The sequence below is a fragment of the Pleionea sp. WD8-19 genome (assembly GCF_055326765.1).
On the sequence record NZ_JBUZOU010000013.1, the window covers coordinates 116,735 to 143,291 of the forward strand.

The 26,557-nt window shown below is 42.9% G+C and carries 12 protein-coding genes and 1 pseudogene; 7 read left to right on the top strand and 6 right to left on the bottom strand.

Going from position 1 to position 26,557, the window contains the following annotated elements:
• Positions 1–38: 38 nt before the first annotated feature.
• Positions 39–1,115 (bottom strand): annotated as a pseudogene (locus ACTUJY_RS15175) (serine hydrolase domain-containing protein).
• 478 nt (positions 1,116–1,593) lie between these two features.
• Here ACTUJY_RS15175 and ACTUJY_RS15180 point away from each other — a divergent pair.
• Positions 1,594–3,072, top strand: coding sequence for a serine hydrolase domain-containing protein (locus tag ACTUJY_RS15180; RefSeq protein WP_463616960.1), 1,479 nt, complete (start codon positions 1,594–1,596; stop codon positions 3,070–3,072).
• A 115-nt stretch (positions 3,073–3,187) separates the two neighbouring features.
• On the opposite strand, the gene ACTUJY_RS15185 is transcribed toward ACTUJY_RS15180, so the two are convergent.
• The 4 genes from ACTUJY_RS15185 to ACTUJY_RS15200 form a co-directional block, all read right to left on the bottom strand.
• On the bottom strand, positions 3,188–4,732 hold the full coding sequence (locus ACTUJY_RS15185; RefSeq protein WP_463616961.1) for a long-chain-fatty-acid--CoA ligase: 1,545 nt from the start codon (positions 4,730–4,732) through the stop codon (positions 3,188–3,190).
• A gap of 101 nt (positions 4,733–4,833) precedes the next feature.
• Entirely contained in the window at positions 4,834–5,511 is a 678-nt protein-coding gene (locus ACTUJY_RS15190) for a hypothetical protein (RefSeq protein ID WP_463616962.1), read from the bottom strand.
• Positions 5,511–17,123, bottom strand: a complete 11,613-nt coding sequence (locus tag ACTUJY_RS15195; RefSeq protein WP_463616963.1) for an Ig-like domain-containing protein — start codon at positions 17,121–17,123, stop codon at positions 5,511–5,513. Before ACTUJY_RS15195 ends, ACTUJY_RS15190 begins: the two co-directional genes overlap by 1 nt.
• 329 nt (positions 17,124–17,452) lie before the next feature.
• Positions 17,453–18,373, bottom strand: a complete 921-nt coding sequence (locus ACTUJY_RS15200) for a histone deacetylase family protein (protein WP_463616964.1) — start codon at positions 18,371–18,373, stop codon at positions 17,453–17,455.
• Positions 18,374–18,620: 247 nt separating this feature from the next.
• Between ACTUJY_RS15200 and ACTUJY_RS15205 the strand changes: the two genes are divergently transcribed.
• Genes ACTUJY_RS15205 through ACTUJY_RS15230 form a run of 6 tightly spaced genes read left to right on the top strand, consistent with a single transcriptional unit; the run spans position 18,621 to position 25,738 of the window.
• A complete protein-coding gene (locus ACTUJY_RS15205; protein WP_463616965.1) occupies positions 18,621–19,865 on the top strand; it encodes an efflux RND transporter periplasmic adaptor subunit in 1,245 nt (414 codons plus the stop codon).
• A gap of 10 nt (positions 19,866–19,875) precedes the next feature.
• On the top strand, positions 19,876–20,541 hold the full coding sequence (locus ACTUJY_RS15210; RefSeq protein ID WP_463616966.1) for an ABC transporter ATP-binding protein: 666 nt from the start codon (positions 19,876–19,878) through the stop codon (positions 20,539–20,541).
• Between the two features lie 18 nt (positions 20,542–20,559).
• Entirely contained in the window at positions 20,560–21,816 is a 1,257-nt protein-coding gene (locus ACTUJY_RS15215; RefSeq protein WP_463616967.1) for an ABC transporter permease, read from the top strand.
• 2 nt (positions 21,817–21,818) lie between these two features.
• Entirely contained in the window at positions 21,819–23,015 is a 1,197-nt protein-coding gene (locus tag ACTUJY_RS15220) for an ABC transporter permease (RefSeq protein WP_463616968.1), read from the top strand.
• Positions 23,016–23,033: 18 nt separating this feature from the next.
• Positions 23,034–24,422, top strand: a complete 1,389-nt coding sequence (locus ACTUJY_RS15225; protein ID WP_463616969.1) for a sigma-54-dependent transcriptional regulator — start codon at positions 23,034–23,036, stop codon at positions 24,420–24,422.
• The gene (locus ACTUJY_RS15230; RefSeq protein WP_463616970.1) at positions 24,419–25,738 is read left to right on the top strand and encodes a sensor histidine kinase; all 1,320 of its coding nucleotides are present in this window, start codon (positions 24,419–24,421) and stop codon (positions 25,736–25,738) included. The genes ACTUJY_RS15225 and ACTUJY_RS15230 overlap by 4 nt, the downstream gene beginning before the upstream one ends.
• 125 nt (positions 25,739–25,863) lie before the next feature.
• On the opposite strand, the gene ACTUJY_RS15235 is transcribed toward ACTUJY_RS15230, so the two are convergent.
• Positions 25,864–26,460 carry an SH3 domain-containing protein gene (locus tag ACTUJY_RS15235; protein WP_463616971.1) on the bottom strand — a complete coding sequence of 199 codons (597 nt, stop codon included), beginning with the start codon at positions 26,458–26,460 and terminating at the stop codon, positions 25,864–25,866.
• Between the last annotated feature and the right edge of the window lie 97 nt (positions 26,461–26,557).

Sequence of the window (26,557 nt, forward strand, 5' to 3'; positions counted from 1 at the left end):
GTATCAGCTTTTGAACTTAAGATATTTTACGGGGTTTGCTACTTTTTCGTACTCTTCTTATTTTGTTGATCAGCTGTGGGTTTAATAACCCATTCATTCATTTGGTCAAATACATCACTGGGATAGTTATCGATATCATTTGTCGCAACAAACACAAAGATATCGACGTCTGGATAATATTTAAAATCTGCAAATGAATAGCCATTAGACCCGTTATGAGTCACCAGTTTGTCACCGCTATTACTGGATGTAATCGCCCATCCGTATCCGTAATGAGAGGTTTTGCCTTCTTTAACATAAGCACTATGAACTGAATTCCATGAAGCACGACTTAAAATGGATTTGGATCGAAGCGTTAAATACCAGCGATGCATATCGGAAACAGTGGACATAAAGCCACCAGCCCCCTCCATCCACCGTTCACCAGGCTGTTCCTAAAGATGACTCAGCGAATGCCCAGCACTTTCACTTTTTGCAGTAATTGAAAAAGTTCTCTGAAAAAAGTTAGGGTCTGCTCCATAATTAACGGCCAGTTGTTCAGGTTCATACACAGGTATACGATAACCGGTATTAACCATTCCCGACGGTTTTAGGAGAGCTTCATTGACGTATTGCTCCCAATTTTTTCCGGTAACTCGCTCTATGATTCTTGCTAATAAACTATATCCAACATTTGAATATTGATATTTTTCACCTGGTTTCGACTGAAGAGCTTCTTCAAACGCAAGAGCAGACAATTTCGCATAAGGAACAATGTCATAAAGACCATATCCAGACAGGTTTGCGGGCAGTCCCGATTTATGTGTCAGAAGTTGATGTATGGTAATTTTTTGTTTATCGTCTGGCACGTTATCAAAAAAGGAGCGCAAAGGTTCCTGTACGAGTAGCTTTCCCTCTTCAGACAACTTCATTATCGACGTAGCCACAAATTGCTTTGTAATTGAGCCAATATAAAAAACAGTTTGTTCATTAAAAGCGATTCCTTTTTCTCTATTGGAAAAACCAAAATATTTGGAGTATATAATTTCCTCTCCATGAGCGACTAAAGCTGTTCCCGAAAAGTTTTTTTCTTCTAGTTCGCTAGAAATTGCGCTGAATTCAGTGCCTGCCTTTATTTAAACCGTAAGTATAAGTACAAAAATTAGAAACAGTGGTTTGTTTAATTTCACCTGTTAATCACCTCAGTCATAACTGACTTTTTACAATTCGATATTTAAGAATCAACGTCAACAGAACTTAAATCTCTACACAATTTAACGTATTTAATTAACCTTGATTATAGAGAATTCCATACATAACGGTTGTAGCCAGATCATCTCAGTGCCTCATTTGGGGAATTTTGTTAAGCGCATTTCCTCATTTCGGAAACAGACTCAAAAAATAACCCTAAAGTTAAACGAGTTTCGTTTTAAACGTTTGTCGCGGCGATTAGTCTCAAAATTCCAGCAAATACTGCTCTCCTCTGCTTTTCAAGTTAGCATTGAAGCTTTCTTGATGTAAAGAAACTGAACCGCTTTTGAACTCGAATTTAGGGCACGACTCTTGCCTTTATAATTCCACCAAATATTTCAGTTAAATAGAGTTGGATGATAAATGAACATATTGAACGTAAAAGCCATATTAATAGCATTACTTAGCATTGGTACTCAGGTATTTGCAGATTTTAAAGACAGCCGAGTGCTACCCGAACACCTTGCTACCAAATACGTATTACCTTTGATCGATGCGATTAACAGCGGAGAAGAGAAATCGATTGAGAAATTTGTAAAGGGCAACTTTAGTAAAACACTCTTGGAGCAGTATTCAATCACCGATCACGTCGCTTACCTGGCAAGAATTAAGCCTCAATACGGAAAGCTTAAGCTCTACTCCTCTCGCGATTACAATGATCCTCTTCCAAAAACAGAAATGGTGATTATTATACAAGCAGAGCGAACCGAGTCTTGGCAAGGCATTACCCTCTGGGTAGACGAAAAAGCACCTCACAAAATCGTAGGACTCGACTTTTCCGGCGCTCGAGCACCAATTGAAATGGCAGAGACCAGCCCACTGAATGAAAAATCATTTGAAGAACAACTCAACGGCTATATACAACGTATGGCGGATAAAGATGTTTTTTCTGGTGCTGTATTGGTCGCCAAAAATGAAAAGTTGCTGTACCAGTCAGCCGTAGGATTAGCCAGTAAGCGGTTTAACGTTTCTAATCGATTGGATACTAAGTTTAACTTGGGCTCCATGAATAAAATGTTTACGTCGCTGAGTATTTTACAATTGGTTGAACAAGGAAAACTTAAATTAGACGACAAGCTGGATCAATACATTGGCGAAACTTGGCTACCGAAAGAGATTTCTAAACGCATAGAAATTCAACACTTGCTGACGCACTCATCTGGTTTAGGCAGCTACTTTAACGAGCTATTTTTCGACAGCTCCAAGTTACGTTTTCGAAACCTCGACGATTTTAAACCTCTGGTGCGACAATCAGTTTTGGAGTTTGAGCCTGGTACAAAAAGTCGCTACAGCAACACTGGCATGCTGCTGTTAGGGGCGGTTATAGAAAGTGTGAGTGGTGAAAGCTACTTCAACTACATTCAAAAACACATTTACCAACCTTCTGGGATGAGCAGTTCTGGAAGTTTCGAAATGGATCAACCGGAACCCAATTTGGCCATTGGCTACACGAAAGATGAGCAAGCAAAAACCGGTTGGCGTAATAATTATTTTACTCACGTGATTAAAGGCGGACCAGCGGGCGGTGGCTTTTCTACTGTGGGTGATTTACATCGCTTTTCACTGGCGTTAGTCAATAATCGATTACTTAATGAGAACTTAAAGAATGAGGCATTAACTTCGAAACCAGAGTGGCACTCCCCTTACTATGGTTATGGCTTTGGTGTTTTTGATACCGGCGATGATGTGATCATTGGTCACAGCGGTGGAACCGAAGGTATTAGCTCTAATCTCGATGTGTATTTAAAAAGCGGATATATCGTGGTGGTACTTTCAAATTACAGTGAAGGTTCCCAACCCATTGTTGCTAAAATTCGGGATTTGTTAAAACGCTTACAGTAGAGCGATTAACCTCTTTATTTTAATCAAAACATTGAGCGGTGTTACTTCTGTAATAGCCGCTCTCTACAACCGTCTTTCTAAATCTTAAATTTGTTATAAAAAAGTTTTCGTCGGTTTATCGCAGCTCCCGTTTCAAAATTTTTCCAGTGGCCGTCATTGGCAGTGAGTCTACAACCTCAACAATATGTGGGTACTTATAACTCGCCATTTTCGACTCGCACCAACTTTTAATATCTTCCTCGGAAGTTTCCTGTTCCGGTTTTAACATCACCACGGCTTTTATTTCTTCGCCTAATGTATCGTGAGGCACACCAACCACTGCAACTTGTGCTATGGCCGGGTGCGTCATCATCACCTCTTCAATTTCACGAGGGTACACATTAAAGCCACCGCGTATGATCATATCTTTTAGACGATCAACTATGTATAGATTACCGTCTTCATCTTGCTTACCAATATCACCGCTGTGAAACCAGCCATCAATGATCGCATCGTCCGTCGCATCGGGACGATTGTAATACCCTTTCATAATATTATGCCCACGGATAACCACCTCACCTTCTTCTCCGGTTTTACAAAAGTTACCTTCTCCATTCATAATACGAATATCAGTGCCATAAGCCGGTTGGCCTACACTGCCTACCTTACGAGGTCTGTCGAGATAATTGAACGAAGCTACCGGTGAAGATTCTGACAAACCGTACCCCTCCAAAATTGCAATATCAAATTTTTGTTCGAACTTCTCCATCACGGAAACCGGCATGGATGCACCACCAGAAACACCCAACCTGAGATTATTTTTAATCGACGTTAAGTCGAACTGCTCTGCTTCTGGATATTGAAGTAAACCTATGTACATCGTAGGTACACCAGCAAAAACAGTGACCTTATGTTCGACCAATGCCGTAAATACAGCTTTAGGCTCAAACCGAGGAAGCAGCACCATTGTCGCTCCCACTAGTACCGAGCTGTTCATTTGCACCACCTGACCGAAAGAGTGAAACAAAGGCAATGTGAGCAATTGCGTGTCGTTCGATGTGAGATTCATTAGCGACTGGCTGATCATCGTATTCATCTCAAGATTACAATGCGTTAACTCCGCACCTTTAGGATGACCGGTAGTACCAGAAGTGTATAGAATCACCGCCGTATCATTTTCGTTTCGGGCAATGGCTGTGGCTTCCGTTGACTGCTCCTGCATAAGAGAAGTAAGCGTCTGACAATCTTCAATACTGGCTGGTGCCGCTGGATCCGCCATAATGAGATAAAACTGCTCGCAACTTTCTACATCGTAATACGCTTGATACCCCATTTCGCCCATAGGAATGTCGGGTGTTCCCTGAAAGCATAAGTAAGCTTTCGCGTCGGAATCTTTTAAGTGATAAGCAATTTCATCCTTTTTTAAGAGAATGTTAATTGGCACCACTACCGCACCGGCTTTTAATATGCCGTAATACACGATGGGAAAATAAGGAAGATTGGGGCAGGTCAAAGCCACATGATCTCCCGGCTCAATACCTTTAGCGATTAAACCATTAGCCACCTGGTTTGCCATGGCGTTAAGCTGTGCGTAAGTCAATTTTTTATCGGCAAATACAATGGCCGTTTGGTCGGGAAATATTTTCGCGGTGCGTTCGAGGTTGGTGGCTAGGTTGAGCATCGGCTAATCCTTCGATGTAATGACTCGTTGAAGAATAGATTAGCCAATTTTTGGAATTATTCAATTTAAATACGATACGAGTGCTAGTATTCAACTTAATTTTATGAAAGCCAACTTTTCGGACATAAATATTCAATCTTACTTTGAGAAGATGCAGATTGAACTAGCATATCAATAAATCCAAATAAACTTTTTTCGCTTCCAACAAAATTAAAAGCGCCCATATCAGAATGAAGTAAGTAAAAAGAGTCGTTAGTAGGCTTTTTGTTAACCGAATTCATAAATTTACTTTTCTTTGAGCTAAATAAATTATCAATTGAAGAAATTAAAACCGTGTTTTCAATTAACTTATTAATATCAATTTTACTTGGATTTAATTCAAGTAAAATTGTACCTGGATACTCTCTACTTCCTTTTTTCAATAAAGCACTATTTGGCACTCTGGGCTCAAACCAAAAAGGTTCCATAAGTTTATCTAAGACTATCTCCTTACTTAAATACCAATCTTCACCAGCACTTCTTACATATTTACTGAGCTTTTTTGACCATATTGGTCTTCTTGTTTTTCTAACGTTTTCCAACCAACTTTCTTCATATTCCAAAATACTAATGTTACTTGAAGCTCTAATTAAAGGCTTAAATAGTTCTTCAAATACAAACGAACCATTACACCAATTTTCGCCATCAAAATAACAGTCGAATTTAAGGCTTACATTACCGTAAGCCTTTGCAAACTCCTTTAACTTTTTTGCATAAGTGAGTTGGTGAGCTACTTTCATTAACCGCCTCCAAAGATGCGTTTTAACTGTGGAGTTAATGGAGTGTAGCCTTTTACTTTTGTACATGCAGCATCAAAAGCTCGCGTAGTATTTAGCAATAACCTTATCGCTCTCTTTTTATCTTTTGGATCGAGGCCAGAGAATTGCTTTCCTGTCCGAACAGGAACACCGTTTACACGATGTAGTATATAAACGAGTGAATGTAATCTCCTGTGTAAAACATCAGCAATCATTACCAAGTGCTGATCGGGGTCTCCTCCTAAATACTTAGGATGGGTGTGATGTCCATGAGATGTGCGTTTAATGTAATCAGATATACTGTCACCCGTACGGCACAAAGTTCTTCGAATCGCATTATAAGTGTTATAAGCTCGTTTCGCCGAAGCCTGACTACGGTAGGCAACTTGGAAGTGACTGAAAGATATATTCACAAACCCACCTCCAAATCCAAATCCAATAAATAGTCCCGATGGATCTGTATTGTTAACCGGGTTATTTTCAGCATATGAATAATCATTTAAACATTGAGGGCGTTTCGGGCATCCCGGAAACTCATCTTGTCGATTAAATCGTCCAATTCCAACATCATAATATCTCGCTCTTAAATAATAACGAGCTAAACCATCATCAAACTGCTCTCCAGCATACAAATAACTGTTATTCGTTGTGCCAGATTGTGAAAGTAACTGACCAAATGCATCATAAGTATAACTGTCAGTTTGAGCTCCGTTAATATCGGTTAAACCACGAGTAGTCCCTAACCCATCATACATAAAGTAATAAGATTGCCCTGTAACAGATTGACTGATTAAGTCATCACCGTATACGTAGCTCTTATTAACACCGCTCACACCATCGGTTTCTGCAAGCACTTGTGAAAACGGTCGATTGAGGTCCAACAGATACTCAGCAGTAATCCCAGCAGAGCTTTGCCCAATACGGAAACCTTGCGGGTTATATTGGTAGTTAAAAACTTGAGTGCCACTATCAAACGTCGCTATTCTACTTTTACCATTGTATGTAAAAGTTTTAACAGACGAGCCATCGGTTTCGGTCAGCGTATTACCATTGGCATCGTAGGTATAAGTAATTGAGCCATTAGTAAGTACACGATCGTTATCGTCGTAAGTAAACGTTTTACGAACACCGTTAACCGTTTCTGCCGTGCGATTACCAACTGCATCGTATTCGAAAACTGTCGTGCGATTTCCATTTACCGAGTCGGTTATGATTTCCTGAGTTAAGCGATTTAACGAATCGTAGGTGTAAGCAGAAGTACGACCATTGTGTTCAACAATTTGAGTACGAGTTCCATTTGCATCCAAAGTATAAGTGAAAGACTGCAATACATTAGCAGCTACGTCAGTATGGGTTAACAAAGTTAGCCGATTTAAACTGTCATAACTGTAGTTATGAGATACACCACTCGGATAAGTTACAGAAGCGCGATTGCCGACAGCGTCATAACTGTAAGTCGTAACGTTATTGTTACTATCGGTTACTGAGGCCAATCGATTGAGCACATCGTAAGTATAACTTTCCGTTGAACTAGTACCGAAAATAACTTTTGTTAATTGTGTTTTATTTCCGGCAGTATCGTATTGATACTCCAGTCGGTTTCCATTCGGCTTGGTTTCGCGTGTCAACCGATCCATCGAATCGTATTGATAGCTCCAAGACTCGGTACCTCGCGTACTGGTCAGTCGGTTACCCACTGCATCATAAGAGAAAGTTTCAATAACACCGTCTTTACTATACGTAACTTGTATTAACTGATTGTTAACATCGTAAGTATAGGTTTTAGCATCACCATTAAAATCAATATGCGCCGTTTGGTTACCCACTGCGTCATAAACGAAAGTTTCGGTTTGACCAAGCGGTAATTCGCGAGAAAGTTGACGTCCACCATTGTCATAGGTCCACAGTGTAACGCGTCCTAATGCGTCGGTTTGCGATACCTTATTGTTTTGTTCGTCGTAATCGTAAACCGTCTCTTGATTTAACGCGTCAATGACTTTGGTCAGGTTTCCGTTACCGTCATACTCAAACTGAGTAATGCGACCGGCTTGATCGGTTTCGCTGATTTTACGTCCTCGAATGTCGTAAGCTATTGTAGTGCGTGTTCCATCCGGATAAACCGTGTCGGTTAATCGGCCATTGAGATCATAAACGTATTGGAAAGTATTACCACGTGCATCGGTCATACTGACACGATTTCCGCGACTGTTATAGGTAAATTGCGTTACATTACCTAGCGCATCCGTTACCGCGGTTTGACGCCCCAGTGCATCGAGTGTGTAAGTTGTTCGGTTACCACGTTGATCAACTCTAGCCACTAAACGACCGGCAGCATCATACTCATTGGTCGTCGTGGTCGCATCCGGATAGGTTGTGCTCACTAAACGATTGGCCGCATCGTAAGTGTAAGTGGTCACACGACCTAAACGATCCGTTTCTTTAACCACGTTATTCGCTAAATCATACTCTTTCGACTCCGATGTTCCATCGGGATAATTAGTTCGGGTTAAATTACCACGATTGTCATATACGTATTCGGTCCGTCTTCCTAACTCATCTATGTAAGCCGATTGTTTGTCGAATACGTTATACTCAGAGCGAGTGACATTACCAAGAGGATCAGTCGTTTGAATCACACGTCCTTTCTCATCGTATACATAACTTGTCGTTAACGTTTGCTCAACACCACTTTCATCGGTACGCGTTGTGGTTTCGGTTAACTTGCGTCCCATGGTGTCGTAGGTGTAAGTGGTTTGGACACCGTTTGCGTCGGTTTTCGATGTTAAGTTTTCACCGGTATACCCAAGTACCAGTTGGTTACCCAAACTATCGGTTAATTGAGAAAGCTCTTGAGTAAACCAATGATATCCCATGGACGTTTGCACACCCATGGCATCGGTAGAAGTCAGCAATTGTCCTTGCGCGTTGTAGGAATTGCTTAAGATCAAGTTACCATCAGCATCATGCTCAGTTAACTGCTTGTTCAAACTATTAAATGTACGAGTAGTGACTTGCCCTAATGCATTGGTTTCAGTCAACTTGTTACGACGCGCATCGTAAGTCCAACTGGTGGTATTACCTAATGCATCGGTTTCTGACAACACATTTTGATTTGCATCGTAAGTACGTGTAGTTGTTTCACCGACACCATTGGTTTCGCTGATTACATTACCTCGATCATCGTAAACATAAACCAGGGTATTACCTCGTAAGTCACGCACCACTTCACGACGATTTTCCAAATCGTGAGTGAACTCCATACGATTGCCGTCGGGATCAATTTGTGCGATCAAGCGTCCCGCATCGTCATATTCATTACGAGTAACACGAACACCAAGCGGATTAATAATATCGAGTAATCCATGCGAGTTGTTGTAAGTAAAAGTCGTCGCTTCATCAAGCTCATCACGATGAGTTGTCAGGTTTCCATTCTCATCATATTCGTAGTGAATTTCGTTACCGTCGGGTAAAACAATACCTGTGATATTGCCATCCACATCGCGAACAAAAGTAATTCCTTTACCGCCGCTGTGTGTGACACCATCTCGTGTAAAAGTTAATGAATGCCCTGTGGGTTCTGTTACTTTACGAACATTAAAGCCTTGATCCAGATCGTAAATGTAACCGTCTGCCGTTGTTAATTGATAAGAGTCAGGATCCACCGGATTACCAGGATCACCCAGGTCAATCAAATCCCCTCCGGCAATTCGCAATAAACCATAAGAATTTTGCGTAAGCGTCGAAGTTGTACCTGGTAAGGCTTCAAATGCAATTGTAACGTCAATTGCCGGTACAATTTGCTGACAATGCGGATTAGCTAGCGCTTTAAATTTCTCAACACGACCATCCGGTAAGGTGATGGTAACAATCGGATCTCCATTTGGTTCTACACACCAGCGACTGAAGAAGCCTTCGCGATATTCGTTCAGTGCCCAACCTAAACCAATGGTCCGTGACTCGTGAATGCGCACATTTTGATAGTCCACACTCCATCCATAGCCAAAGTCGAGGTTTTTATGTTTTTGTCGCGTATCGTAAGTACGCGTAACAATAATAGGAATACCGGAAACCGGAATGTTGACGTCTTCGAAAGTGATGGAGAAGTTACCTACTTTCATATCACCTTCAACGGCAACCACAGCGTTCGACTGTGTGGTTAATCCGTTAACATCAGTGGCTTCAAGAATAACGGCATACTGTCCATTTTGCAGCACTGTTGGATCGAATGTACCTATAACTTGATCCGTTACATTCGTTGTCCCTTCAGAAATTACAACAAACTCAGTTGGTGCGCTGCCACTTTCTTTATACACCAAGCGCCAGCTTGCCATATTGTCATCGAAAATGGTTGCGATCACATCGGTAGGTTCAGTGACAACGCCATCAATCAACGGTTGTGCAATCGAAACCACAGGTGCCGTTGTATCCGCAGGAATACTAACGCTAAAGAAACCACTTTCGACAACCGTATTGGATTGATCAGTAACCGTAGCAACAACTTGATGCACGCCAGCACCTGCTGTAGTAAAGGTGATCTGATTATTCGCATCGAGTGACTGCAGGTTGCCATCGATGGTTAACTCAATATTTGTAGCACCATCATTATTTACCGGTTGTACCGTGATTGTGACACTTTCACCTTCGTCAACAAACTGCGGTGTAATTTGCAAATTGACTGCCAGCTCTGGAACGTTATCTGTAACACTGATGTTCCAACCTTGTTCAACATAACCTAATGCATCAGCCACTCGCACGCGAACGGTTACGGTATCATCTGTTGCAGGCGTCCATTCAATTAATCCGTCTCCTGTGATGCTCATGCCTTGAGGCGCTTGTTCTAATGAATAAGTTAACGCATCGCCATCTGCATCAACAGCAGTCACTTGATAAGAATAAAGCTCGCCAACTTGAGCAGCGAATGTCGGCTGACTTTGAATTTCTGGTAACGTATTACTGCTGGTACCATCAGAAACCGTCACAGAATAAGATTGCGTTGCTTCGCCACCGCGACCATCATTCACAACAATCGTTACAGAATGCGTTCCGTTTTGCGTGTTATCTGGTGTCCATTGGATTGCTCCCGTTGCGGAATCAATCGTCATGCCAGTAGGCGCTGCGTCGAGTATGAAGCTTAAGGCATCACCATCTGCATCGGTGGCAACAACGTTATAAAGATAAGCTTGATCGACAATGGCATTGGATTGCGGTGTCGAAGTGATTTGTGGTGGTGTATTAACAACAACGACCGCGTTAACCGTAACACCAAAAGTTTGTTCACTGTAGGCACCGTATTCATCGGTGGCTCGCACGCTAATCGTATGATCGCCGATATCAGCATCACTGGTTTGCCACTGCAATAGACCGCTTGCATTATCCACAGCAATCGACACGGGACCATTCACTAACGAATAATCGATTGCATCACCATCCGCATCGTTCGCCATTATTTGATAGCTGTATAAGTTCCCCGCATCAACACTTACATTAGGCGTGGAGGTAATCACCGGTGCTTCGTTGGTACGTACAACGAGATTATACGTTTGCTGTGCGGATAAGCCGGGCTCATCCGTCGCGGTAACGGTGATTTCGTGTGTGCCGAAATCAGCTTGTGTTGGCTGCCAGGATATTTCACCCGAAAATGGATGAATGCTCATTCCCGCAGGTGCACTGGTCAGTGAATAACGAATCAAATCGCCATTGGGATCATTTGCAGTAACTTGATAACGATACGCTTGATCTTGCCCAGCAACAGTTGGCGCAGTTGAAGTGATCACCGGAGCCTGATTTTCGCCACCGGAAACATTCACTCGCACAGAAACGGTAGTTGCGGCGCCGGCCGTATCGAAAACACGCACTTGCAGTGTATGCAAGCCTTGCTGTCCTGATTGCGGTGTCCAACTTAATAGTCCGGAATAAGAATCGACAGAGACACCGTATGGACCGTTATAGATATAATACTCTAAGTTTTGATCTCGATTATCATCTTCAGCGATCACTTGGTACTGAAATAATTGCCCTACGGTTGCTGTTTGATTAGAAGGATTCGTTCCTCGAGGATTTAAGGAGCGTTCTATTACTCCAAGCGACCAAAATTCGGTATCGGATAAATTATCGTGATCGGTAACGGTTACCAGTAATGATTCGGCCGTAGCAATATTATTGCTGGTTCGACATTCGGCTACTCCCGTTGGTGGCGTTACAATCGCATACAGTCGATCACCAAGTAATTGATAATCACTGACATCAAAGTTAATGTTAGAACTGCTTTGCCCAATTCCGATTTCATTAAGTAACGTTTCGCCAATTTTATTGGCAGAGTCTGTATGATCGTTTCGGAAAAACTCAAGCACGCTACCAGCAGGAACGACTTCCGTTCCACGATTTGACAATACCGCATTAATTCGCCATTGCGATCCGGTTGGATAAGCCTTTACGTAATTAATACTTAAATCAGCCAATCGACCCGAAGTTTGCGGACTGGACGCAACACCGCTGTTATGACCTTGCAAAGAAGATACATTTTGCGCCAGCGTTAAATCCGCATTGACATCATTCAGCGATTGATTAAGGTACGCGTAGTTTTTATTAACGCTCAAATCAATTGCGTTGGGTAATTCAAAAACACTCACGTAACTTGTGGAACCCGCCAGTAATTCACCTTGTCCATCATTGTCCAAATCCACAAACACCGGTGCCGACTGAAGTGTTTGTCCGGGTGTGACATAATGGATCTGCTTACTTAACTTACCGGTAATTCCATTGTAAATTTCGATAAAGTTTGAGCGGTATCGTAAAATATCAAGCTCACCATCGGCATCAATATCAAATACATTTGCACCGACAAACGACGCTGGCGAACCGTTACTCCAAATTTGATTGCCGCCCGCATCATAAAGCGCATTACCAGAGGGTGAATAGATTTCCGGAGTACCATCATTGTTAAAGTCTGCAACAATCACTTTGCCAATTCGGTGAGTGTTGATGTCCCAGATCAGACTGCCATCATGATCGATTAGCTTTAAAGAATAACCACGATTACTTCGCTCATTAACAACCAACTCCAACTCTGGATCCGAATCAAAATTGGCTGCCGCAAAATAACTGTATCGAGTAACACGTGAAGTATTGGCAGGAATTTCAAAAATTAAATTGCCTTGTGAATCGCGTACCTGATTGTAATAAATAACTTCTTTCAATCCATCGCCATTTAAGTCAACGGCGTATGACATACCATAAGGCGCTTGATTGAACGTTTGTGAAGCCAATGGAAACTGCCATAACAAGTTACCATTCGCGTCAAACACCGATGGGCCAAACAACAACTCCGGTGTTCCATCGTTATTGATATCAGCAGGATAAACGGCATTGTAATTGTAGCCTCCATCCGTAACTTGTTCTGTACTGGTCCATCGAGTTGTTCCATCGGAGTTAAGTGCAACCAGCTGTCGAGTAGTCTCATCAATAAATACAAATTCAGCGGTTGAATCACCGTCCAGATTCACTAACGCTGGATAGTTACTGCGATGTGCATTCACATTAGTACGTCGCCACAACTCTTTACCATGGGTCGCATCAAGCGCAATGACATAACGATTGCTGTTAACACCGATTATGTATTTTCGGTCATTATTATCGAGCTGACCGTCTGCATTCGAGTCAAATAAAGGGCCAACTAAAGGCGAAACAATTCGAGCTCCAAGACTGTGCCACTTAGTCACCAACCGTAAATTGTCGAAGGCGGTATTTTCGGCATAACATTGCGAGTCGAAGTGGGGTAAGGTGCCAGGCACTTCCGTATTGGCCGGCCAACGAAATTGTGCGGAATCCGGATCTAATGTCGAGCCTACAGGGCCTGCTTCCATTTCCCAAGTTTGACCGTCGACTATGTTCAGATCCGACGCGCTTAATCTGCGATTGTAATTACGGCCTAACTCACCGTGAGGCAGGTTTTGTTGATTGATTACGGGTGCCGTTGGCGCTTGATCGCCAATGATAATGTACGACTGAATATCGTAATTACCGTTTTGATCGTGAACTTGAAGAATCACCTGTTCGCGTTGACCGCGATAATTGGCCGGTACTTCCCAGGTAACCACACCTGTGTTGGCATCAATCGCCAAACCTTCTGGTCCTGCAAATAATCGATAGCCTAGCGTTGCAGAAGGATCGCCATCCACTTGGGTTTGATAAAGGTAACTGGTTTCCTGTATGGCACGTATCACCGGATCGGAAACAAAGTGTGGCGCCAGATAAGATCCGTTCACCAATACATCGAATGATTGCGAATCACTCAACCCGCCTAAATCGGTAACGCGAACACTAACCGAATGATTACCCAGTTGATCAACGGTGGGACGGAAGTTTATCCAACCGCTGATAGAATCTATTGTCATTCCCAAAGGCGCAGAAACCAACTCATAACGTAAGCCGTCGCCTCGGTCGGGATCTTGCGCCTGAACACGATAAGAAAACAAAGCGCCAACCGATGCAACGGTTCCAGAAATGGGTTCCATTTGTGGCGCCTGATTAACATCGATTACTGAAATGGCAAACTGCTGCTGATCGGTTAGCCCTCCTTCATCGATTACTTGCGCATTAAATACGGCCGCCGAAAGCGCATTATTATCGGCAACACATTCGACGATCTGTGAATCATCAATAAAAGCAGAGGCTGATAATGTTTGGTTAATGGGTTGCGTTAATGCTTGAGTTAAGGTAACGGCTTCACCGGTTGCTAATGCAGGAACCGTGAAGTTGGCAATGGTTGTCGTCCCATCATTCACAGTAACAGATACCGCTGAATCAATAGCAATCAATCCTCGATTTTTTACCGTAACTGACAGTTGTCCTTCAATGACAGAAACATCAGCAACCACGACATCGGCTTGAGGTATCGCTTCAAATTGTCGCTTAATTTCCTGAACTTTTATGTCGATAAATGCGTCAGAGAAGCTCAGTGCCGCAACACCACCACTACGTAAAACATTTAAATCCCAAGCGGCTCCACCAAGTTCTAGCGCAAGTTCAATATAATTTTCACGCGTGGTACCGCTGTCAGAAGTTACTACCGTATTTTGACAGGTTGTAAACCCGCCACGTCCATCCGCGACAAAACCGATACCGTTTGGTCCCAAACCTAAAGCGTTAGTACCATCACCGCATTGAAAACGCGCATTCACCACAACGTTTAATATGATGTTGTTGGCAATCAAACTGTCTCTGAGTGACTCATAAGTAATGTTAGGATCGGTGTTGTCTCGATCTTCATCGGTAACAAGAATCATGTTACGCGAAGAGTTTTCACGTAACGGATAACCCAGTGCGAAGTTCAATCCCGCCCATCCGTCTTCGGTGCCGCCACTGGTTCGTAGTTGCGAAGCAGCGTTCACAAACTGCTGCGAACTACCAAATGCAATGCCTTCTCCACCAACATCTACCTGGCGAGGTACGACACGATTATTGCCGTAACCCACCAAACCAAAGTGGTTAATCGATTGCGAATCACCAATATTATTGGAACGCAAATGCGCATCCAATAATGGAATCAGTTCAGCGATCCAGCCGTGCTCACCACTCATAGATCCCGATTCGTCAATCACCACAGTGACATCAGCAACCGGTGTTTGCTCACCATCTATAATTTGCGAAACGGCACAGTAAGCGTTGTCTTGCGTGTTGTGACCGACCCACGATGAGTCAGGCGTCCACTGTAACTCACCACTGTCAGCGTCTATCATTGCCCCATCGGGTGAAGACAAGAGTGAATAGGTTAAGACATCACCCACGTTTGGATCGGAGGCGTCTACGTCATAAAGATAATTGTTTTGTTCTGTCGCAGGTAAACTCGGAATGGTGGTGATCACTGGGGGTCGATTCACCTCCAACACTTCGATCGTAACCGTTGCCACATTAGAGTCCAGCGCGCCGTCGTTTACTTGATAGTCGAATTGATCGCTGCCAACAAAACCAGCGTTGGCAACGTATTGCCACTGATTACTACTGCCACTCAATACACCATTTTGCGGTTGGGTTAGCAGCGTAAACGTTAACGGATCATTTTCGTTATCATTTGCCGATAAGGTGATCGTGACGGGCGTTTGTTCATTGGTTTGCAATTGAATGTTTTGAGCAATTGGCGCTGTATTTTGCGAGGTTACTGTAACGTTAAAACTTTGATTGTCGGTTAATCCACTTGAATCAGTAACCACAACAGTAAACGCATTGCTGCCAATTTGTTGGCTGTTGGGCGTCCAGTTGATCATGCCCGAGCTGCTATCGATCACGGCGCCCGCTGGTGCGGTAGTTAAGCTGTAACTTAATACATCATCTGTATCGGGATCGGTCGCATCAACATCGTAATGATAACCTTCATTTTCTGTTGCGATTAAAACGGGAGTGCTGATGATATTGGGAGGATTCACACCATCGTCGTTCACAGTAATGGTGATGGTGGCCTTGTTGGAGTTGTACATTCCATCCGCGGCGCGAAAAGTAAAACTGTCAATGCCAACAAAATCTGGGTTGGGTGTGTACACTCGTTGATTGCCACCACCGGTGATCGTGCCGTTTTGTGGCGCACTCATCAACGAGTAGGATAAATCATTACCATCGGGATCGGTTGCAAAAAGAGTAATATTAACCGGCTGATTTTCTAAAGTACTGACAGCATCATCTTCGGCTACCGGCGGTTGGTTGCTGGATTTCACCCGTAAAGAAAAATCTTGTTTTGCGAAAAGTCCTGTTGAGTCGGTGACTTTAACCGTAATGTCGTGGTAACCCAACTGAGACTCGATTGGCGTCCAGTTCACTACACCTGAACTGGCATCAATGCTCATTCCTGCTGGTGCTTGCGTTAAGCTGTAAGTCAATACATCGCCAGTATCGGGGTCTTGCGCCAAAATTTCGTATTGAAAGCTTTGTCCTAAATAAACAAGCGTTTCCGGTTCGCTGTAAATAATCGGCGCACCATTACCATCAATCACTTCAATCGAAATGGTTGCTATGTTGGAATTGTATTCGCCATCAGCGGCGACAAAAGTAAAACTGTCACTGCCGGTATAAGCGTTATTAGGCGTATAATAAAGTTGATTCCCCCAACCGCTTAACGAACCGTGTTGGGGTGAAGACATCAAAGAATAAGATAAGTTATTTTGCTCATTGTCCACAGCGACCAATGTAATGGCCAGGGTTTCATGACTCGCCGTTTCGTAAGACGCACTGTAAGCGTAAGGTGGTTGGTTGCTACCGGAACTTGATGGTTCTGTTACATCCAAAGTGACGGTTGCTTCGTTGGAATTATAACTGCCGTCAGCCGCCCGAAAAGTAAAACGGTCGCTGCCTACAAAACCCTCATTTGGGGTGTAATAACGTTTATTACCCGCACCCGTGAGTTTGCCGTGTTGAGGTTGCGAGCGAATACCGTAAGACAAGTCGGTTTGCTCGTTGTCGGTGGCCTGCAAATATAAAACAAACGTTTTGTTATTAGGCAATTGAAAAGTGGCATCGTGAGCTACTGGAGGAGTGTTACTCGACTCAGTGGCCAAAGCGATGGTTTGAACAAACAGAAATAATCCTACGACTAGAAAGCGCGACATAATATTCCCCAAAAATATTGACTGTATGCTTAATCTTTATGCAGGGAATGATTGACTGAAACTAAAAAATCCTTTCAAACTGAATCGAGTCGACTCATCCCTAAAACAAAATTAAATTGTGAGACTATTTGAACTCGCGATTCTATGGCAAAGTAGAGTCGCTTTCAAAGAATTTTAAATAATAAACTCGCTTTGGAATAAACAACGCGTTATTTGTGACCCAGTTAACACCCAATTCCTATAACAATGCACACTTTAGGTGCACTTAATCGCGAAACACTTCCATTGCCTGTACGCTTTTTGCTCATTAATTTCGGTTACCACTTAACTTACGACTCTAAACAAGCACCAATAAATGCATTAACGCTGCGTGCTAGTGCGGAGAGATTATAGCCGCCTTCAAGTAATGCAATCATACGTCCTTGAGAAAATTGATTCGCAATATGGCTTAATTCAGCTCCAAAATATCGAAAGTCATCGTCTTGAAAGTTCAGCTGCGCTAAAGGATCCTCCTGATGCGCATCAAACCCCGCAGATACCAAAACCAGTTGTGGTTGGTAACTTTGCAATTGCGGAATAATTTGTGATTGCCAAAGCGCACGTATTTCCTCACTAGCCGTAAAAACATTTAACGGATAATTTAAAATATTATCGGCCGATGCGGGTACTCCAGAGCCAGGATACAAAGGGTATTGAAACGTTGAAATAAACAAAATGTTTTCGTTTCCCGCGACAATATCTTCCGTACCGTTACCATGATGCACATCAAAGTCGACAATTGCGACTCGTTGTAAATCATAAGTGTGAATTGCATAGAGAGCAGCTATCGCAATACTATTGAACAAGCAAAAACCCATAGCCCGATCATGTTCCGCATGATGGCCCGGCGGCCGAACCGCACAAAAGGCTTTATTATGTACTTGTTGATTAAAAATATGATCCATCGCGGTAATGCCTGCTCCGGTTGCCAGTCGCGCTGCTTGTAACGAATGGGCATTCATTTGTGTATCGGCATCGAGCATGAAGTAACCCTCTTTCGGAGAGCTGTCGAACACTTGCTGTATGTAATCATGATTATGCGCTAACTGCAGCTGTTCCGCCGTTGCGGGCTCGGGTGGCAAATGAATTAATTGCTGCCATAGGCCCGATGCTTTCAATTGACTTTCAATACTGCTAAGCCGCGCCGGGCACTCTGGGTGACCACTACCCATTTCATGTTTTTGGCAAATCGCGTCGGTAAGGTATAGCATAATAGCTTCCTTTTAATTTGGCTCACATTAAACTTTAGTCGATCTCCGAAGTGTTCAGTAGCGAACACTTAATCAAACGCAGTAAATTGATAACTGTTCATTTTCGAACAGATAGTAAATGATCATATTTTAACCTGGCAAGACTAACCTGTTGTTCTTTAAGTTATTTTATCCTTCTCGTTAAATTGGCACGCTTCCTGTAATACACAATGCATTGATAGATCAAAAAATTAAGTTGGGAAGAATCGTGGATCGCCCCTTATCACAGACAAACCGAATCCAGCAAAAAAGAAAGTTTTGGTTACACGCAGTATCAATGCTAATCATCATCGCGATCATTCTTTTTTCAGTGCGCTGGGTATTCACACCACATGTGAGTCGATCAAACATTCGAACCGCAAAAGTGGAACTCGGCGATCTTAAAGCCAGTATCTCTGCCGGAGGCGTAGTCGTTCCCAAATACGAAGAATCCATTAACAGTGAAATCGACAGCCAGATTCTCAGCGTCGCCGTACGACCCGGACAAAGCGTTAACTCAGGCGACCTGTTGCTACAACTCGATCGCCAGGCAGTAGAACTGGCCATTGAACGATTGAACGAACGCATTGCGCTGAAAGATACACAACAAAAAGCCGCCCGCCTAAAACTCGAACAGGCCATAAACAATTTACGAAGCCGCAGTGCGTTGTTAGAAGTCGACCTCGCCAGTCGCAACGCACGCGTCAGTCGATTACAACAACTCACCGAAATTGGCGCCATCTCGCAGCAGGATTTATTAGAAGCTCAACTCAACGTTAAACGAACAAAAATTGAATTGCAGCAAATCGAGCAATCAATCACGGACCAACAAGCCGCAAGCGAAGCTGAAATGACTTCATTAGCATTAGAAAAAGCACTGCTCGAAAAAGACTTGCGAGAACAACAGCGTTTGCTTAATGCAACCCATGTGGTTGCAACCCGCAGTGGTGTAGTAACCTGGGTAAACGATCAAGTCGGCGCTAGTATTACCGCACGTGAGCCCTTGGCAAAAATTGCCGACGCTTCCCAGTTTCGTATCAAAGCGACACTGTCCGACTTTTACGCATCGCAATTAAAGCCAGGAATGCATGCCGAAGTGATTTATCAGGATCATCGTTTAGCCGCACAGCTGGATTCATTAAACCCAACTATCAATAACGGCGTAATGAATCTGTTGTTAACTCTTGAGCAATCCAACAATCCAATACTCGCGAATAACCTGCGCGTCGATGTGCAACTCATTACCTCAACCGCCAATCAGGTGTACACCTTGTCAAAAGGTCCATTTATTAATGGCAGCGGAGTTCATCCGGTGTTTGTGGTTAAAAACGACGTCGCAGTTAAAACGCAAGCAAAATTTGGTTTAAGCGCGGCAGAACACTTTCAGGTAATTTCCGGGCTGGAACCGGGCGATGAAATTATTATTTCCGATGTCAGCGATTATTTGCATTTAGAACAATTCAGCATTCAATAAAGGCGTACCAATGATTACTTTAAAGAACATCAGTAAAACCTATTTAACCGACAAAATCGAAACTCTGGCCTTGTCAGAAATTGATTTGCACATCAACAAGGGTGAGTTCGTTTCCATTATGGGACCATCGGGCTGTGGAAAAAGTACCTTGCTGAATATGATGGGGTTGCTCGATCAACCTTGCGGAGGTCATATTGAATTTAATGGACAAGTGATTACCTCTTATCGTGATAAACACATTGCCAAATTACGAAATAAAAACATTGGCTTTATTTTTCAAAATTTTCATCTGGTTTCGGATTTGCGAGTGATCGATAACGTCGAGTTACCGTTACTTTATCGGAAAATTTCGGCAAAACAAAGACGAGAGCTAGCGCAATCCGCATTAGAAAAAGTCGGTCTGAAAGCGCGACTCGATCATTACCCAACTCAGCTTTCCGGTGGTCAGCAACAACGCGTTGCCATAGCGCGTGCCATTGTTGGTAAACCCGACCTGTTATTGGCAGATGAACCCACCGGGAACCTCGACAGCCATATGGGCGATGAAATCATGCAACTGTTGGAGTCCCTGCATCAAAACGACAACACGACCATTGTTATGGTGACGCACGATGAAGCCATGGCAAAACGGACCGAACGCACCATTCGTGTGTTCGATGGTCAACTGGTTCATTGATTAAGGCAGAATCTACCTATGCTAAACAACTATATTCTAACTGCCTGGAAAGTCTTTCTAAGGCGAAAGTTTTTTACCCTCATTAATTTATTCGGGATAAGCCTGACACTCACTATCATCATGATTGCGGTAACCATACTGTACAGCTTTTTGTATCCTTCGGGCCCGGAAAAGACGAGCGACCAATACCGAGTGATTGAAAAATTAGTTTTAACGAATAAAGAACACTCTCATACAGAGTCCAGTCAGCTTGGCTATAAGTTTATTAAAGACAATATCTTTCGATTGAAAACGCCCGAAAAAATGGCCATTGCTACCAGCAATACCAGGGTAAAAAAATACGAGCAACAACCCGCCATCGAATTTCAAATACGCTACACCGACGCGAACTATTGGGATATTTTGGACTTTCAGTTTATTGAAGGGCGCGCTTTTAATCGAGGTGAATTAGAGTCCGGTCAGTTTGTCGCCGTACTCAATCACTCTTTTGCCAAACAACTTTATCCTGGTCGTTCGCCCATCGGACAATCGATCGAGTTTAATGAGCAACACTACAAGATCATCGGTGTAGTACAAGATGTATCGTTAAACGAATCCATTGCATTTTCGAATGCTTGGTTGCCTTACACCACGCAACCGTCCACCGCCTATCAACAAGAAATCGGTGGAAACTGGCTGGCAATTTTATACCATTCGAACCCGAAAATGCTGAGTCAAATTGAGCAGGAGTATGCCCATTTGCTCGAGCACGATGTCGTACTGCCAAACGACAAAGGTTTAGCTGAAGCCTATGGTGGTGCTTATGGCAAATTGGCCAGTATCTCACGTGAGGTGTTTGCACGAGATCTGGAATACAGCTACGACAGTGGCGTGGAGTGGCTGGTATTGATTTTGATGTTGCTCACTTTACTCTTTATGGCGTTGCCCAGTATCAACTTGATCAACTTGAATGTCAGTCGAATTTACGAACGTGCATCGGAAATTGGCGTACGAAAAGCTTACGGCGCTTCGTCTCATCAACTGGTGGGTCAATTTATCGTGGAAAATTTGTTGCTTACACTTATCGGCGGAATAGTTAGTATGTTACTTAGTGTTTTTTTGCTCGATGTATTGGAGTCCACCGGCTTCATTCCTTATGCTCAATTTGAGTTTAATAGCGGCGTGTTTTTTACCAGTTTATTAATGATTGCCATTTTCAGCTTACTTTCCGGCACTTATCCCGCATTAAAAATGTCGCGGATGAATCCCGTAGTAGCACTTAAAGGAGGTAACTGATCATGCTAAACCATTTGTTGAAACTGATGTGGAAGCGAAAAAAAGCAAACAGTTTGATCATCGTGGAAATCGCCATAGCCTTTGCCGTTCTTTTTGTTCTCGCCGTGATCAGTTTGCGCGCCATTTACCTTTACAATCAACCTCTTGGGTTCGACTATCAAAACATGTGGTGGCTTCTAATTCAAAACCCCGCTCCGTGGGACGAAAGCAAAGACAAGGAAACCGTCAAACAAATTATTAATTCATTAGAACAACTCCCCGAAGTAGATGCCGTGCGACAAATGAAGTTACCAGCCTTCACCAATTGGAGCTGGACCACCTCACGAACGGTCGACGATCAAAAAGTGTATTTCAACAGCAACAGTCTGGGTGACGGTGCAGCCGAAACTTTCAACATGAAACTGCTGCAAGGCCGATGGTTTGGACCTCAGGATTCCGGGCAGAATTATCAAGCGGTAATCGTAAACCAAAAGTTTGTTGATAGGTATTATCCCGGCCAGAATGTGTTAGGAAAAAACATTGCCGAAACCGGTAATAATGAAGAACCTCAAACCGAGCAACGGATTGTTGGGGTATTTGAGGATTTTCGTCAAATGGGTGAATTATCCGAATTGATCCCTTATGTTTTTTTCCGGTACGATTTGGATCAGGATGAAATCCAAAATATGGGCGCGATCCACCTCAAACTTAAGCCGGGCACACCACTCTCGTTTGAACCTAAGTTAAGTAAACGGCTAAAGCAGTTAGCACCACAATGGGATTACTACATACAAAGCTGGGCGCACAGCCGTAAGTCACAACTTTCCACCAATATTCAGCCGATGATTGTGTTTTCAATTGTTGCCTGTTTTTTGCTCGTCATGGTTGCTCTGGGGTTGTTCGGTGTTTTATGGCAAAATGTAACCCGACGTACGCAGGAGATCGGTTTACGCAGAGCACTTGGCGCAACGGCGGCCTCAGTGCATCGTCAGATAATTTCCGAATTAGTCATTATCTGCTTTATGGGCGTGGCAGTGGCGACTGTGATTTTAATACAAGTACCTATGCTAGGTATTTTTCCCGAACTGAGCTGGCCGCTTTTTTTATTCGCTATGTTATTGTCTTTGCTGATAATGTTGCTTCTTGCCATTGGCTGTGCTTACTATCCGGGAAAAATTGCAACCACTTATACACCAGCAACTGCGTTACATTATGAATAATTATTAGAGCGAATCATTTTGACAAGTAAACCCGATCAAACCATTTTAATTGTTGACGACGATCCTTCCGTCACCACATCGCTCGCCCTGTTGTTAAAACAACAGGGATTTCGCTCGTTAAAAGCGGCGAATCCATCTGAAGCGTTAACGTTATTAAATGAACATCCGGTCGATTTGATATTGCAAGACATGAACTTTTCCCGTAACACCAGTGGTGAAGAAGGCATGGCGCTGTTGCAACAGATTAAATCGAATTATCCCGCCGTTCCTGTCATTTTAATCACAGCATGGGGTTCTATTGAACTCGCAGTTAATGGCATGAAATACGGCGCCGCTGATTTTCTGACCAAACCCTGGGACAACCAACAACTCTTACGAATCGTCGAAACTACGCTAGAGCTGAATCAACCCTCATCAAAACAACGCCTGGATCGACAACAGCTTGACAAGAGTTACCAATTTTCCTCCATCATCGGTAATGATCCTAAAGTATTACAAACACTCACAACAATTGCTCGTGTTGCGGCTACCGATGCGTCGGTTTTAATTCTTGGCGAAAGTGGAACGGGTAAGGAACTGATTGCCGATGCCATTCACCAAAACTCAAAACGAAAAGATAATACTTTTGTTAAAGTAAACCTGGGTGGGATGAATGCCGCCTTGTTTGAAAGTGAAATGTTTGGTCACGTAAGAGGTGCCTTTACCGACGCCAAGCAAGATCGTAAAGGTCGTTTTGAACTGGCGGATAACGGCACCATTTTTCTGGATGAAATTGGCGATCTGGATCCGTCTTCTCAAGTAAAACTTTTGCGTGTATTGCAAGATCAAAGTTTTCAGGCCGTTGGCTCCTCGCATACGCGTAAAACGAATGTGCGCGTTGTCTCTGCGACCAATAGAGATCTATCAGCCATGGTTCAAGATGGCAGCTTCAGGGAGGATCTTTTGTATCGATTAAACCTTATCACCCTTGAGTTACCGCCATTAAGAGAAAGACGTGGCGATATTCGCTTATTAATAGAGTATCAATTAAAACGCGTTGAGCAACTTTACGGATTGTCGAATTTAACCATTGATGAAACCACCATTAATTGGCTGGAACAACAACCCTGGCCCGGAAACATTCGAGAGCTCGCACAAACACTTGAACGTTCAGTATTGATGTCAGGCAAACAGCATTTAACGCTCGCACACTTTCAACCACAAGCTTCGGAAAAAACATCCGACGACCACGTTTTCAATTCACAAGAATTACCCATCGGTACCATGACGTTAGAAGAAATGGAAAAACTAATGATTGAAAAAGCACTGGCCGCTTACGACAATAATATTACGCGTGTCGCCAATGCACTGGGCCTCAGTCGCGCAGCACTTTATCGACGTTTGGAAAAATACGGAATTCATGTGTGAGTCTTAAAACCCGGTTAATTTTAATCAGTTGCCTGTTACACCTAGCTTTGTTCGCGGTGGTGATCAGCTTTCATGCGGAGCTCGGCGCTAAATTGCTCTTGTTGGAACTGGTATTAGTCGCCAGCTTTTTTACCTTTATTGGGTTGATACGAAAAAGCTTGCAACCATTGGATTACATCGACACTTTTTCCAGCTTATTGAACGAACAAGAGTTTAATGCGCGCTTTAGCAAGTTAAATCAACCGGAATTGGACCAACTCATAAAGCAATTTAATCAAATGTTACAACGTTTATATCAAGAGCGATTGCAAATTGGAGAACGTCGAGGTGTTTTTGAAAAACTCATGTCTGAATCACCCGTTGGTGTAGTATTGTTAGACTACGATGAACGACTGAACCAGATGAATCCCGCAGCCGAGCAGTTACTATCGGTAAAAATCCAAGAAGTACAAGATCAACCTTTAAAGAAGTTAGAACCGCATAAATTAAAACTGCTTCGAGAAGTTCCAGCCGGAGAACAACAGCTGGTTGTCACTCAAGATGGACACCGCATGAAAATCGGTCATTATCGTATTAACGATCGCGGCTTTCATCGCTCCTTTTTTATGCTGCACGAAATGACTCACGATATTTTGCAATCACAAAAACTGGCTTATGAAAAATTAATTCGATTAATGTCGCACGAAGTGAATAACACCATTGCCAGCACTAACTCACTACTCGAAAGCTGTTTAACATACAAAGAACAAATCGATCAGGAAAATAGAGAAGACTATACCAACGCATTGAATGTGGTTATAGAACGCTCGCAAAAATTGAATCATTTTATGCGTGCGTATGCTGATGTTGTTAAGCTTCCCAAGCCAGTAAAAGCTCGGTTAAACTTAAGCCTGTTGTTACAAAACCTTTGCACGCTTTTTTATGCTGAGTGCAATAAACGGGACATTCAAATCGAGCAAAGTATTGAAGCTGATACCATGATATTAGCCGATGCGCATTTAATTGAACGAGCATTGGTGAATATCCTTAAAAATGCAATGGAAGCGATAGAACACACAGGGGTTATCAAAGTAAACCTTTCATTAGAAAAAGGAGCAATCACGTTGAAAATTTCAGACACCGGCCCTGGAATTGATGACGACGTTAAACCCCATCTCTTCACGCCATTTTTTACGACTAAAGACTCCGGGCAAGGCGTCGGCCTAATGCTCATTCACGAAGTGCTGGTTTTGCATGACTGTCGGTATTCTTTGGCCAATAATGAGAATGGAGTAGGTGCCCTGTTTACTATTGCTTTTGAAAAAATGGAATTGTAAATATCCCAATCGACACGATATTTAATGTTCTAAACCAAAATCTGAGTTGAGTTTTTCCTTTAATTCTTTGTCTAGTAACCGTACCCCTTTACACTACCAATTGTTACCCCTTTACACTGTTAGATTTATTTAAAGTAAGCTGTGTAACGTCTAGAGATCCAACCCTGCTCAAGATTACCGTCAATTTCAACCTCAACTTGAAGCCATGACCGTTCCGAATTATCAATAACTTCGACCAATGTTCCAACCGGTAGAGTTGTAATGATTTGAGATTTCATTCCCGGACTTTCTCTAAAGTTCAGGGTGTTGGCAGTTATAACACGAAATCCTTTTAGAGCAGCACGATCGAAATTTTCATTTGGCCCTTTAACAAAAGCTTTAGCCTCTGACGGCGTGGTTATAGCAACAGCCTCTTTTCTGGCTTCAATTGCATTTGTCATTATATAAGCAGACAGACAACTCAAAAAAACAGGCAGAAAGTAAGTGTGGTATAAGTAAATTAAAATGATCTTTGTTTTTTCCGAGAGAGCATTAAAGTCTGTTACTAATGATATTTCTTCACTTACTTCCGCATCTATTTCGATAAGAGATTCATCAAGAGCTTCTGAAAAAGCCATTTCAGGGGCAAATGCTAAAGCTGAGCTTTCAAAAAACGGCGAGTTTTCCAAGCTGGATAAGGCTTTAAATGATGCGAGATGGTAGTGTTTAGAAATCTGTGTCATTTCAGTAAACTGTTAAAAACAGGAATGACCTATGACTCAAGAATTCGACTTTAATAAAGCATTAGAACAACTTCAATCAGGTAAGGCGCTGACCGGT